Origin of the sequence: Halopseudomonas sp., from assembly GCF_038130085.1 — a bacterium.
Taxonomy (GTDB): Bacteria; Pseudomonadota; Gammaproteobacteria; order Pseudomonadales; family Pseudomonadaceae; genus Halopseudomonas.
In genome coordinates, this window is sequence record NZ_JAYPMU010000008.1 from 144,740 (window position 1) to 157,220 (window position 12,481).

Annotated in this window: 9 protein-coding genes and 1 tRNA gene; 3 read left to right on the forward strand and 7 right to left on the reverse strand. The window is 59.6% G+C overall.

Features of this window, described 5'->3' with window-relative positions; all coding sequences use genetic code 11:
* Positions 1-6: 6 nt before the first annotated feature.
* Complete coding sequence (locus AAFM31_RS08515) at positions 7-1,692, reverse strand: amidohydrolase (RefSeq protein WP_341707487.1); 1,686 nt, start codon at positions 1,690-1,692, stop codon at positions 7-9.
* 172 nt (positions 1,693-1,864) lie between these two features.
* Here AAFM31_RS08515 and AAFM31_RS08520 point away from each other — a divergent pair, with 172 nt between their 5' ends.
* Positions 1,865-4,795, forward strand: a complete 2,931-nt coding sequence (locus AAFM31_RS08520; protein ID WP_341707488.1) for a DUF748 domain-containing protein — start codon at positions 1,865-1,867, stop codon at positions 4,793-4,795.
* Positions 4,796-4,919: 124 nt separating this feature from the next.
* A tRNA-Met gene (locus tag AAFM31_RS08525) sits at positions 4,920-4,996 on the forward strand.
* Between the two features lie 66 nt (positions 4,997-5,062).
* On the opposite strand, the gene AAFM31_RS08530 is transcribed toward AAFM31_RS08525, so the two are convergent.
* From AAFM31_RS08530 to AAFM31_RS08550, 5 genes are read right to left on the reverse strand one after another with little or no spacing between them, the layout of a single operon-like run.
* Entirely contained in the window at positions 5,063-6,058 is a 996-nt protein-coding gene (locus AAFM31_RS08530; protein WP_341707489.1) for an isocitrate/isopropylmalate family dehydrogenase, read from the reverse strand.
* Positions 6,055-6,954, reverse strand: a complete 900-nt coding sequence (locus tag AAFM31_RS08535) for a DMT family transporter (protein WP_341707490.1) — start codon at positions 6,952-6,954, stop codon at positions 6,055-6,057. The genes AAFM31_RS08530 and AAFM31_RS08535 overlap by 4 nt, the downstream gene beginning before the upstream one ends.
* 3 nt (positions 6,955-6,957) lie before the next feature.
* Entirely contained in the window at positions 6,958-7,410 is a 453-nt protein-coding gene (gene rimI, locus AAFM31_RS08540; RefSeq protein ID WP_341707491.1) for a ribosomal protein S18-alanine N-acetyltransferase, read from the reverse strand.
* Entirely contained in the window at positions 7,407-8,171 is a 765-nt protein-coding gene (locus AAFM31_RS08545; RefSeq protein ID WP_341707492.1) for an energy transducer TonB, read from the reverse strand. The genes rimI and AAFM31_RS08545 overlap by 4 nt, the downstream gene beginning before the upstream one ends.
* The gene (locus AAFM31_RS08550) at positions 8,171-9,712 is read right to left on the reverse strand and encodes a 2-isopropylmalate synthase (protein ID WP_341707493.1); all 1,542 of its coding nucleotides are present in this window, start codon (positions 9,710-9,712) and stop codon (positions 8,171-8,173) included. Before AAFM31_RS08550 ends, AAFM31_RS08545 begins: the two co-directional genes overlap by 1 nt.
* A 232-nt stretch (positions 9,713-9,944) precedes the next feature.
* On the opposite strand from AAFM31_RS08550, the gene AAFM31_RS08555 reads away from it, so the two are divergent.
* A complete protein-coding gene (locus tag AAFM31_RS08555; RefSeq protein WP_341707494.1) occupies positions 9,945-11,603 on the forward strand; it encodes a long-chain-fatty-acid--CoA ligase in 1,659 nt (552 codons plus the stop codon).
* 60 nt (positions 11,604-11,663) lie between these two features.
* On the opposite strand, the gene AAFM31_RS08560 is transcribed toward AAFM31_RS08555, so the two are convergent.
* Positions 11,664-12,281 (reverse strand): methyltransferase domain-containing protein, encoded by a 618-nt coding sequence (locus tag AAFM31_RS08560; RefSeq protein WP_341707495.1) that lies wholly within the window; start codon positions 12,279-12,281, stop codon positions 11,664-11,666.
* Positions 12,282-12,481 lie beyond the last annotated feature (200 nt).

Below are 12,481 nucleotides of genomic sequence, written 5' to 3' on the forward strand. Positions count from 1 at the left end.
CCGCTGCTACTGTCGAGCAAACTGCTGCTGCCCAGAGACGAACACCTGCAGCACTTTTACGTCGTCGAGATGCTCGGCGTTCACCGCATAGGGATTCTTGTCGACAACAACCAAGTCCGCCCACTTGCCGACCTCCAGACTCCCTGCCTGCTGCTCTATACCCAGCTGCCACGCGGCGTTGATCGTCATGGCCCGCAGCGCCTGCCGCACATCAATCGCTTGCGCAGCGTTCAGCACCAGCCCCGTTGAGGTCTGTCTGGTCACCGCCGTCTGCATCAGACTGAAGCCCTCAGTCGGAAACATCGGGCTATCGGCGTGCAACGACGGATGCATCTGCAACTCAAAGGCACGACGCACCGGCAACACCTGCTGAGCAGCGCGCTGGCCAATGATCGAGTCGGCCAGACGATCACCGTAGTAGAGAATGTGATTGATATGGAAGCTCGCGCTGACGCCACGCTCGGCCAGCGCGGGCAGCAGATCCTGCGGCAACATGACCGAGTGTTCCAGCCTGACCTGCCGCGTCACCGACTCAGCCGGTAGCGCCTTGAGAATCGCCTGTGCGACCTGCCGGTTGGACTCATCGCCCTGACTGTGGATTGCCACCTGCCAGCCCTGCCCGGTGTAACGCTGGATACGGTCGACGAGTTCATCCTGCGTAATCATCCCGGCACCATGACTGCCGGGCTCGATACCCAGGGTTTTACCCAGCGGGCTGTCCAGATACGGAACCGACGTCAGCATACTGCCGGTGTAGGGCGAGCCGTCGTGCCATAGTTTCACGCCGAGCACACGAAAGTAGGGATCGCCATGATCCGGCCGCTCCGGTAGGTATTTCAGCTCGCTGTCGACCAGATAGAAGAACTGTCGAATGCGCGGATGAAAGTCGCGCAGCGCTACCAGGCGGGCAATCCACGGCGGCAAGTTGTACCCCAACGAGGCGACCGACGTGAATCCCTGACTGATGTATCCATCCAGCGTATCGCCATAGCGGCTCACCAGCCCTAGCGGCGCGCGCAAGCCATCGACAAAGGGTGCCATGGCGCGGGTTTCGGCGATAAAGCCGGTAAAGGCCCCACTGGGATCTCGCTCATAGTAAGAGCCCAGCCCCGGGTCCGGAGTCTCTGCGTCAACGCCGGCAGCCTCAAACGCTCTGGAGTTGGCCCACGCCGAGTGCAGCGTCTGTGAGATCAGTAACACCGGGTTGTCCGGCGCCAACTGGTCCAGCGCTTCACGCATCGGGACCTTGAGATCCGGCACCAGAATGGCGTCCAGCCCTCCAGCGTAGACCCATTCACCCGGCGCTGTTTCGGCCACCGCCTTCTCCAGAGCCGCCCACACCTGCTCATTATTCTGGTGGGTGAATCCGGAAAGGTCGTGCGCGCCGCTGAACACCGCCGTCAGCGTGGGATGCTCATGAGCCGCCACAAAGCCCGGCAGTAATGCCCGCCCCTGCAGATCAATCACGTCCGTGGTCGCCGTGCGGTGAATCATGACCGAGTCTAGGTCGCCAACCGCGACGATCATCCCATCCTTCACCGCTAGCGCTTCGACGACCTGATTCTGTTCGTTGACGGTCAAAATCGGACCGCCATAAAAGATCAGATCGGATGAGGGCGCTCGACTCAGCCACCACCCGCCCCCGATCACCAGTGCAACCAGCACCGCCAGCCAGGCCGCAAACCTGCGCATTATGCTCATCCTTTGGGTCTTGTTGTTGTTAGCCATCTTAAAGCGCTTGCGCGCTAGCGATGCATGCCATACGTGCCAGACTCAAGACCATCGCAACATTGACCATAAAGACCGCACCAGCGCGATTCCCGTGCCATACTTCTCCGGTGCTCCGTGCTGCTGCGAGAAACCCATGCGCTTACGCAAGAAGACTCTGCTTGTTTCACTGTTGATCGCTGTTTTTGCCTACAGCCTGATAGGTACTCTGCTGTTGCCCGCAATCGTCCTGCACGTTGCCAACCAGAAACTCAGTCGACTGGCAACCGTTCCCGCAAAGCTGGAACGCGTCGAGTTCAACCCGTTCAGCTTCGAGGCAACAGTCTGGAATCTGCACATCGGCGAGCCAGATACCCCCCAATTCGCCTTCCGCCGAGCTTACGCCAACGTACAGCTCGACAGCCTCTGGCGCGGCGCGCTGCACCTCTCCAACATCGAACTCGAACGTGCTCACGTCGACGCCCGCTTCGACACCGAGGGCGAGCTGAACCTGCTGCATCTGTTCGACCTCCCTCCATCGGAGCCGAAAGAGAAAGACCCGAACGCCCAGCCTTTTCCGGTAGTGCTCGATCGCATCGCCCTGATCAAGAACAGCTTCAACTTCGAAGACCTGCGCCCGTCGGAGCCCGTCGAATTTGCCTATGACGACCTGTCTGTAGAGCTGCACAATCTGAGCACCCTGCCCGACAACAGCAGTGATATGACACTGGCCGCTGCCGGCCCCTATGGCGCTGCTCTGGACTGGGAAGGAGAACTCAGCCTGGTTCCACTGCGGTCCAGCGGCAGCATCAGCCTGCAGGCCGCCGAGCTCCACACCATTTGGCCATACGTGCATGAACGCTTGCCGCTGCTGCTACGCAGCGGCGCCGTCAGCGCCAGTACCGACTATCACATTGACCTATCAGAACGCACCGACGTACGTCTGAGCAATGCCGCCCTCAAGTTACGCGAACTGGTAATCGACAGGGGTGAAAAGCCATTACTGCGTGTCCCTTCACTGGATGTCAGCGACGGCTCACTCGACCTCGCCAGCCGCCAGGCACGGCTGGGCAGCGTGCAGAGTCAGGGCCTGGAAGCCTGGGCAGCACGCACCGAGGATGGCAAAATCGACATCCTCAGCCTGATACCCGCGCCAACCCGCACCGCCCAACCAAGCGCTACGAACGATACTGAAGCCGATGTAATTGACGGCGACAGTGCACCCGCCGAGCATGCCGACGAAGCAGAGGAACCCGCTCCAGCCTGGCAGCTGCAACTGGCAAACGCCGAGCTGATCGGCTACCAGCTGCACCTGCAGGACCGCCTTCCTGAAAGAAACGTCAGCCTGGAACTCGCGCCGTTCAATCTCACCCTCAGCGATTTTGATAGTGCCGCGGCAGCTCCCTTCAAGTTGACCGTAGACACCGGCGTGAATGGGGACGGCCACGTGAACGCCAGCGGCGAGATCAGCCTGCAGCCCATCGCAGCGAATTTCGACATCAGCACCCGCGATATCAACCTGCAGCTCGCCCGCTCCTACGTTGAGCCGCTGGTTCGCATTCAGTTGCGTAGCGGCCTGCTCGACAGCGATCTGAAGCTGCAACTGCTCGGCACATCGCCGCTTGATATGGGCGTCACTGGCGATGCCAGCGTCAACCAACTGCACGTTGTCGACTCCGCGCGCAAGCGTGATCTGCTCAAGTGGCAAAGCATTCAGGTTGCCGGCATCGACTATCAGGGCGACAGTCTCGGCATCGAGCGCATCTCGTTGCAGCGCCCCTATGTCCGCTTCATCATCAACGAAAACCTGACTACTAACTTCAGTGATCTGGTGGTAAAGCAACCGGGCCAACCGGAGCAGAACACCCAAGTGGCAAGCAAACCGCCAATGGCGCTGCGCATTGGCGGGATTTCCGTGCGCGACGGTTCCGCCAACTTCGCGGATTTCAGCCTCACACCCAACTTCGCCACCGCCATGGGGCAGCTTAACGGCCAAATTGGCACTATCGACAACCAGCGCCCCCTGGTCGCCGCCGTCGATATCAGCGGCCGCGTTGACCGTTATGCGCCAGTCACCATCAAGGGAGGCCTTACTCCCTTCGACCCGCTCAATAGCCTCGATATCGCCACCCGCTTTCGCAACGTCGAGCTGACGACCCTAACGCCCTACTCCGGCAAATTTGCAGGCTACCGCATCCGCAAGGGGCGCATGAACCTGGATCTCGAATACCGCATCCAGCAGGGCCAGCTAAACGCCCAGAACAAGCTGCTGCTGGAAGGCCTTCAGCTCGGAGAGAAAGTCGATAGCCCGGATGCTGTCGATCTGCCGGTGCGTCTTGCCGTAGCGCTGCTCAAGGACACCAAGGGCAATATCGACCTATCGTTGCCGGTCTCGGGCGACCTCAACGACCCACAGTTCAGCGTCATGCCGATTGTCTGGAAAACCCTCCGTAACCTGCTGCTGCGTGCGACCCAGGCCCCATTCAAGTTCATTGCCGGCCTCGTTTCAGGGAACGACCAGGACATCAGCCAGGTCAGCTTCGCTGCCGGTAGCGCCGAACTCGACGGCGCGGCCCAGAGTGCGTTGGATACCCTAGCTCAGGCGCTGCAGGAGCGCCCCGCTCTCATTTTGGAAATTGAAGGCCTGAGCGCCATTAAACAGGACGGCCCGCCACTGGCCGCTACGCGGTTGGAAAGCGAATACCAGCGCCTGCAGTACCAGATCCTGCAGAGCAGCGGTAAAAAGCTGCCAGCCGACCCCAGTGAGCTGATCGTCGACGAAGACGACAAACGCGTGCTGCTGGAAGCCATCTACCGGAGCCAACTCAAGCAGCAGCCACCAGCAGAATGGGCAGAGCTCGACAAAGAAGAACGCGCCATAAAATTGCGCCAGGCAGTGCTCGAGCATTGGCGAGGCAGCGAGCTGATGCTCCGCCGACTAGCCCAACTTCGCGCAGGCAACATCAAGGGCTACCTGATCGAACGTGCCGGACTGGAAGCTGAACGCGTGTTCCAGATCGACGTCAGCGTCAACGACGACAGCGGCGCCGACGGCGTCAGCGTACCCATGCAACTCGACAGCCGCTAAGCAAAAAACGCCCGACTGCCCGCTGCAAGCGGGTTCGGGTTAAACAATTGAAAAAGAAGATAAAAAAGTTTTGGAAACAGGGTTGACAACATTTCCGCAGAAATGAATAATGCGCGCCTCGGATGGCTACATAGCTCAGTTGGTTAGAGCACAGCATTCATAATGCTGGTGTCCCAGGTTCAAGTCCCGGTGTAGCCACCAACCTTTTCAAAGGCTTAGCTTCGGCTAGGCCTTTTTTTATGCCTTCGTATCCGCCTGATCCTCGCGCTACAGCCTGCTGATCACGCCGTCGGCAATAATCTCCGTAGTCCGATCCGCAAAATCAACCGAACCCGCCTCAGCCAAAAACGCTTCGACGGACGCTTCGAGTCGCTCAGCCAACTCCGGTTGCTGCCCGTGATATCTCAACAACAAGGCCGCGCTCAGTAGCGCTGCAATCGGATTGGCTCGGCCGGTACCGACAATATCCGGCGCACTCCCGTGCACAGGCTCGGCCAGTGCTATGCCCTGCCCCCAGTTAAGCGAGGGCGCCATGCCAAGTCCGCCTGACCAATAGCAGGCCAAATCAGACAGAATGTCGCCGAATAGGTTGGTGGTCGCCAGCACGTCAAAGCTTTCTGGTGACTCCACCAGTTGCAAGGCGGCCACGTCTACCAGCCGCTCATCCACCTGCGCATCCCAGCCACACTCAGCCAGCACCTGACGGCAACTATCACGGAACAACCCGCAGGTCAGAGGCAGGACGTTGGCCTTGTGCGCCAGCGTGATGCGCCGAGCACTGCGCTGCTCCGCCACCTCGACGATGCGCGCGGCGAACTGCTCACACGCAGGCCGACTGATCTGCCGCTCGGCGATAGCAATGTCCTCGCTCTGCATGTGCTCGCGACCGACATACAGACCCTCGCTGTTCTCCCGCAGGATGATCATGTCGATACCGCTGCGAGGCGAGATGACTGGCCAGCTGCGCACTGGCCGCAGGTTACAGTTCAGACCAAGCGCCTGCCGCAGGGTGAGAATCGCGCTGCGATACCCCTCGACCTTACGCGCGGGTGACGAGACCGCGCCGAACAGGCCAGCGCCGCAGTCGCGCATGCGCTCCAATGTCTGCTCTGGCACCGAGCGGCCGTTACGCTGAAAACACTCCCACCCCGCCTCAGCGGTCACTACTTGCAAGGCGGGAAGCAACCGCTGCAGCGCAGCAACGACAACCGGAATAACTTCATGACCGATCCCGTCGCCAGGAATAACACATAGACGGTTCATACCTTCCGTCCCTGCCTAGTGGCCAGCAGCAAACCGACAAAGGTCAGTGCACCGCCAGCGAGGTGATAAGCGTGCAATTGTTCATCGAGCAGCAAGATCCCCAATAGCGAGGCAAATATCGGCATCAGGTAGCTGAACAGGGACGCTGTTGCCGGCCCCAACACGCGCACACCATGATTCCACGCCGAGTACGCAACCAACGAAGCCATCACTGCGGTATAGCCAATCGCGCCAAACGCCTCCAGCGACCAGGGCATACCGCCACGGGAGCTCAGCTCCCAGAGATAGAACGGCAGTAGCAGCGGCACGCCAAACAACAGCATCGCGGCCAGGAGGGTAAACCCCGGGACCGGGACGGACCAACGCTGCAACAGCACGGAGTAAAGCCCCCAGGTGAGTACCGCCAACACCATGATCAAATCGCCCCGATTGAAGCCAATTTGCAGCAGTTGCCAGGGTTTGCCACCGCTCAGGATTGATAGCAGGCCGAGGAATGACAGCAAGGTGCCCAACAGTGTCAGTCGTGTCGGCCATTGCCGCAGCAGCACTACCGACCAGATAAATGCCGCCACCGGCAGGCCGGTGTTGACCAACGTGATATTGATTGCAGTGGTACTTTGCGCAGCCAGATACAGCAGCGTGTTGTAGGAAGAAATGCTGAGTGCTGCGAGTGCCGCAATCTGCTTCCAATGCACTGCAAGCAAATCACGGTACCGATACAAACTCGGCAAGGTAAACGGCAACAACAACAGCAGTGCGGTCAACCAGCGCCAAAAAGATAACCCGATCGGTGGCAGCATGCCTGCACTGGCCCGCGCCACCAGCGCATTGCCAGCCCACGCCAGCGTACATATCACCAGTCCGGCGATTGCGCCATTGCGACGCGCGCTGGACATGGGTCAGTCGATCAGTGGACAGGCCATCACCAGCGCATCTTCGCGCCCGCCCACCGCTGGATAATAATTTCTGCGTCGACCGATTTCATTGAAGCCGTAACGCTCGTATAGACGCGCAGCGCTCTGATTGGACTCACGCACCTCAAGGAAAGTGACCTCGGCATCACGAGCCTTGGCCTGCTGAATCAGATGGTCGAGCAACGCCAAGCCGTAACCGTTGCCCTGGCTCTCAGGCTTGATGGTGATATTAAGCAGATGCGATTCCCCCGCCGCCGCCGACAGCACCCCATGACCGACCTGCTGCTGCCCACTGAAGGCGATCCAGCACTCATGCCCCGAGCGGACGCAATCGAGAAAGATGCCGCGCGTCCAAGGGTGACTGAACGCAGCGAACTCGACTGCCAGCACCGCATCCAGATCCGACTCCTGCATGCGGCGAAACGACAACACACTCATGACTTCTCCTGCCAGCGCGCTCGCACACGGCGCAACAACGTCCACAACGCCGCCTTCTCCTGCGGGCGTTTCAGCAGGCTGTCGAGACTGGGCGCAAACCACACAGGTGGCAGCCCTTCAACAGATTCCTCACAACCCAAAAGCGCGTCGGCCTGGGTTAGATCGGTTTCAACCAATAGGGTGTTCATCGCTCCAAAACAGCCGACAGACACGATCTGCCGCGCTTCAAGCCGCGCCTGCAGAAACGCCAGCAAGCCACGATTGGCAGCCGCAGCACTGCGGTCCAGCTGCGGGTTGCGGTTGAGCGGCCAACGAAAGTCGCCAACCAGCGTCGGGCGCTCCGGTAGCTGCACCGCACGCAAGATGTCCTGCAGCAGAATAAATCCGGGCATCGCGCTTTCCAGCCCAGGCTCCGGCGTCTCAATCAGCAGCATGCACGGGCCAGACTGCCACAGCTGCAGATAGAACGCGGCCACCGGCTCCGCCGCCGGACCTTTCTGCACAGGCTCAGGAGCAGGGGGCGGCGCCGGCGGAGTACTCGGTACAGGAGTCACTGATGGCTTCACTGGTCGCGGTACTTCAATGCGAGGCGCAGCTGCGGGGCGTTCGGCACGGAGCTCAGCCCCCCCTGGCGCAGGTGCCTCAGGCTCAGGCAACAACAACGCAGGAGTGCGCGCCGGAGCCACCGCCAGAGGTTCACGAGGAATCCAGTTGGTGACGCCTAGCGCCTCCAGATAGGCGAGTCGAGTCGCTTCGTACATCAAACGTCCGCCGCCTGCGGATGGGCGCGATACGCGCCTTCACGCATCAGGTTCAAGGCGTTGATATAGGCTTTGGCAGACGCAACCACAATATCGGTGTCAGCGCCGTTACCGTTGACGATACGTCCAGCCTTCTCCAACCGCACAGTGACCTCGCCCTGCGAATCAGTACCCTGGGTAATCGCATTGACGGAATACAGCTGGAGACTGGACTGCGAGCCGATCAATTGCTCAATCGCCTTGAAGGTCGCGTCGACCGGTCCGGAGCCTTCGGCGCTCGACGCCTTTTCTTCGCCATCGACGATCAACTGCACCTGGGCAACCGGCACCTCACCCATGCAGGAAGTCACCTCAAGGTGAATCAGACGGATGTGCTCTTCCACTTCGGTCAGGGTATCGGTCACCAACGCCTGGAGATCTTCGTCGAAGATTTCGTGCTTGCGATCAGCCAGTTGCTTGAAGCGTGCAAAGGCGGCGTTCAGCGCCTCACCACTCAGCTCAATACCCAGCTCTTCCAGCCGCGAGCGAAAGGCGTTGCGGCCGGACAACTTGCCGAGAGACAGCTTGTTCGTGTGCCAGCCGACCGACTGAGCGCTCATGATCTCATAGGTTTCGCGGTGCTTGAGCACACCGTCCTGGTGAATACCGGACTCATGCGCAAAGGCGTTAGCGCCAACAATGGCCTTATTCGGCTGTACCGGGAAGCCGGTGATGCCGGACACCAGACGCGACGCCGCGAGAATGTTCTCGGTCTGGATGCGGGTATCCACATTGAGCAGATCCTTGCGGGTCTTGATCGCCATAACGATCTCTTCCAGCGCCGCATTACCGGCCCGCTCACCCAGGCCGTTGATCGTGCATTCAACCTGGCGGGCACCCGCGGTCACTGCTGCCAGGGAGTTGGCAACGGCAAGGCCAAGATCGTTGTGGCAATGGACCGAGAAGATCGCCTTGTCGGCATTTGGCACACGGGTGATGATCTGGCGAATGGTGTCGGCAAACTGATGCGGAATCGCGTAACCGACAGTGTCCGGAATATTAATCGTGCGCGCGCCGGCATCAATCGCCGCCTCAATGATGCGACAGAGAAAGTCGATTTCCGAGCGCCCCGCATCTTCGCAGGAAAACTCCACATCCGGGCATAGATTGCGAGCACGCTTGACCGCTCTGACCGCCTGCTCAACAACCTGATCCGGCGGCAGGCGCAGTTTGTGCTCCATATGGATTGGACTGGTAGCGATAAAGGTGTGGATGCGTCCGGCGTTGGCACCGGCCAGCGCTTCCGCGGCACGATCGATGTCGGCATCCACCGCGCGGGACAGACTGCAGACAATGCTGTCCTGAATGGTGTCGGCGATCAGCTTGACTGCCTCGAAGTCGCCCGGACTGGCAATCGCAAAGCCGGCCTCAATCACGTCGACGCGCAGCTTCTCCAACGCGCGGGCAATGCGCAGCTTCTCGTCTTTGGTCATGGACGCGCCGGGGCTCTGCTCCCCGTCACGCAGTGTGGTATCGAAGATGATTACCTGATTCTGTGTCATGCCTGCGGCCCTCTCGCGTGGTCACGTCCTAGCGTTACCCTAAGCCGTTAACTATACCCGATCCGCGCCCCTCAACGGGACGCCCACTAAGCGCTGTTTATTGCCTGCCAACACGGGAGCGCAGTTTGATTCCCTCCTGCCTCGCCGTTCCCCTATGCTGCAACCGTGCCCAAATACAACAGTTGGTGCCAGCCAGTGGCCACAGCGCCGACAACAACAGGAGACTGGATGTATGTTTGATCGTCATTTTGCAGTATGGCCGGAGCAGGTACCCCGCACGCTAGAGCTGCCCGCAACCAACCTGTATCACAACATCACCGTCTCGGCGCTACGCTACCCTGAACACCCAGCCATCCATTACTACGGCACCGATATCAGCTACCGGGAGCTGCAAGACCAATCCGAGCGCTTGGCCGGCTACCTGAAAAAGGCTGGCGTACAGGCTGGTGATCGGGTCCTGCTGTACATGCAGAACAGCCCGCAGTACATCATCGGATACTTCGCGATTCTGCGCGCCAATGCGGTCGTGGTACCGGTCAATCCAATGAATCGCACTGCCGAGCTTGCTTACCTGATTGAAGATACCCAAGCCCCTATCGCCCTGTGCGCACAAGAGCTGAGCGAGTTTGTGGCTCCACACGTCGGCAAGAGCAGCCTGCGCGAGGTGATCGTCAGCGCCTACAGCGAGTACGTCCAGAACCCGACTGACTTGCCGTTACCTGAGGCGGTAAGTGAGCCGGAAACAAGCGGCACGTCGGCTGGTGTCAGTCGCTGGCAGGATGCGCTCAGCGCCAACCTGCGCCCCGGGCCGCTGACGGCAGGGCCTAATGATCTCTGCGTCATTCCGTACAGCTCCGGCACCACCGGCAACCCGAAGGGCTGCGTGCATACCCATCACAGCGTCATGGCAACCACCGTCTACGGCGCGGCTTGGGTGAACACCCAGCACAGCTGCATTCATCTGGTGTCAGTCCCTATGTTTCACGTAACCGGCATGCAGTCGTGCATGAACTCGACGCTCTATGCTGGTGGCACGCTGGTGGTGATGACCCGCTGGGATCGCAAGGTTGCCGCAACGTTGATTGAGCGCCTGAAGATCAACACCTGGCGCAACATCTCGACCATGGTGATCGACATGCTGTCCGATCCCGATATCGACAAATACGACATCAGCTCCCTCACTGGTATCGGTGGCGGTGGTGCTGCGATGCCGGCAGCAGTAGCAGCCAAGCTGAAAGAGAAGACCGGCCTGATCTATATGGAAGGCTATGGCCTATCCGAGACCATAGCGGCAACGCACGCTAACCCGCCACAGGCGTGCAAAGCACAGTGCCTGGGAATTCCGTTCATCGGCGTTGACTCGCGCGTTATCGATGTCGAGACGCTCAAGGAAGTAGAACCAGGCGTAACCGGCGAGATCATCATGCGTGGCGAACAGATCTTCCAAGGTTACTGGAACCGTCCGGACGCCACAGAGGAAGCCTTCGTCGAACTGGATGGGCATCGATTCTTCCGCTCCGGCGACCTTGGCTACTACGACGAAGAGGGCTACTTCTTCCTTGTCGACCGGGTCAAACGGATGATCAATGCTTCTGGCTTCAAGGTCTGGCCTGCAGAGGTCGAGTCACTGATGTACGCGCACCCTGCCATTCAGGAAGTCTGCATCATCTCCACTCCGCATGAGCGCCGCGGCGAGTCCGTCAAAGCGGTAGTTGTGCTCGCAGCGGGTCAGGAAGGCACCACCGAACAAGACATCATCAGCTGGTGCCATGAAAATATGGCGGCCTACAAGTGCCCTCAGATGGTTTCCTTCACCGACAGCATTCCAAAGTCCCCTACCGGCAAGATCATGTGGCGACACCTCCAAGACGTGGAGTGGGGCCGCGCCTGATCCCATCCCAAACAAAAAGAGCGCCTAGGGGCGCTCTTTTTGTTTGTAGCTGATGGATTATCAGCCCTTCGTTGCAAACCCTTCATACAGAAAGGTCATCGGACGCGGTCCTTTGATATAGCCAGTCTCAAGCTGCTCGATGGAGAACCCAGCCTCTCGAATCAAGGCAGGAATATCCCGATCAAGATGGCAGCCGCCTGCAAGCGGCTTCCACCAGGGCGTAAGTCTATGCTGCCACCGCTGAACACCTGGCTCCGGGGCAAGGCCGTGCTCACAGAACAACAGCCGCCCATCGTCACGAAGCACTCGACGCATCTCCCGTAAGGCAGGCAAAGGGTCACCAATACTGCAAAGAGTAAACGTCATGACAATGGTGTCGAACCGACCGTCGTCCGCATGTATGCCCTGCACGTCGACCGCGACCATTTCGATAGGAAACTCAAGATAAGCACTGCGCTGCTGCGCCAACGTCTGCATCTGTGCCGCAGGATCAACACCAATTAAGCGTGTCACCTTAGCGGGATCGTAATAGCGAAGATTGAGTCCTGTCCCGATGCCAATCTCCAGAACCTCTCCCTGTGCCTGAGGTACCAGACGGGCCCGCCTAGCCATCACGTCCCCCATCCCGCAGGCGGTATCAATCAACTTCGGCAAGACATAACGATCATATAAGCCCATATCCCCTCCTCTGCGTCAGTGCAGCTTAGCAGCCTTCGGAGATGAACAGAGCACGGAATAAGCCGGAAGGACGAGTTGCTCAGGGATGTAACGAGTGAAGCTGAGCGAGGGGGGTGGGTGCAGCCATGTCTAGCCCGGGGCACCCAACTTTCCATTCGCGCAAAGAAGAACACCCCGACCATATCTGATCGGGGTGTTCG

What these genes read in the sequence shown, in the direction of transcription:
- AAFM31_RS08530 (WP_341707489.1), bottom strand. Translation starts at nt 6,058, where the DNA reads ATGAACCGTCTATGTGTTATTCCTGGCGACGGGATCGGTCATGAAGTT.
- AAFM31_RS08515 (WP_341707487.1), bottom strand. Translation starts at nt 1,692, where the DNA reads ATGCGCAGGTTTGCGGCCTGGCTGGCGGTGCTGGTTGCACTGGTGATC.
- rimI (WP_341707491.1), bottom strand. Translation starts at nt 7,410, where the DNA reads ATGAGTGTGTTGTCGTTTCGCCGCATGCAGGAGTCGGATCTGGATGCG.
- AAFM31_RS08560 (WP_341707495.1), bottom strand. Translation starts at nt 12,281, where the DNA reads ATGGGCTTATATGATCGTTATGTCTTGCCGAAGTTGATTGATACCGCC.
- AAFM31_RS08550 (WP_341707493.1), bottom strand. Translation starts at nt 9,712, where the DNA reads ATGACACAGAATCAGGTAATCATCTTCGATACCACACTGCGTGACGGG.
- AAFM31_RS08545 (WP_341707492.1), bottom strand. Translation starts at nt 8,171, where the DNA reads ATGTACGAAGCGACTCGACTCGCCTATCTGGAGGCGCTAGGCGTCACC.
- AAFM31_RS08535 (WP_341707490.1), bottom strand. Translation starts at nt 6,954, where the DNA reads ATGTCCAGCGCGCGTCGCAATGGCGCAATCGCCGGACTGGTGATATGT.
- AAFM31_RS08520 (WP_341707488.1), top strand. Translation starts at nt 1,865, where the DNA reads ATGCGCTTACGCAAGAAGACTCTGCTTGTTTCACTGTTGATCGCTGTT.
- AAFM31_RS08555 (WP_341707494.1), top strand. Translation starts at nt 9,945, where the DNA reads ATGTTTGATCGTCATTTTGCAGTATGGCCGGAGCAGGTACCCCGCACG.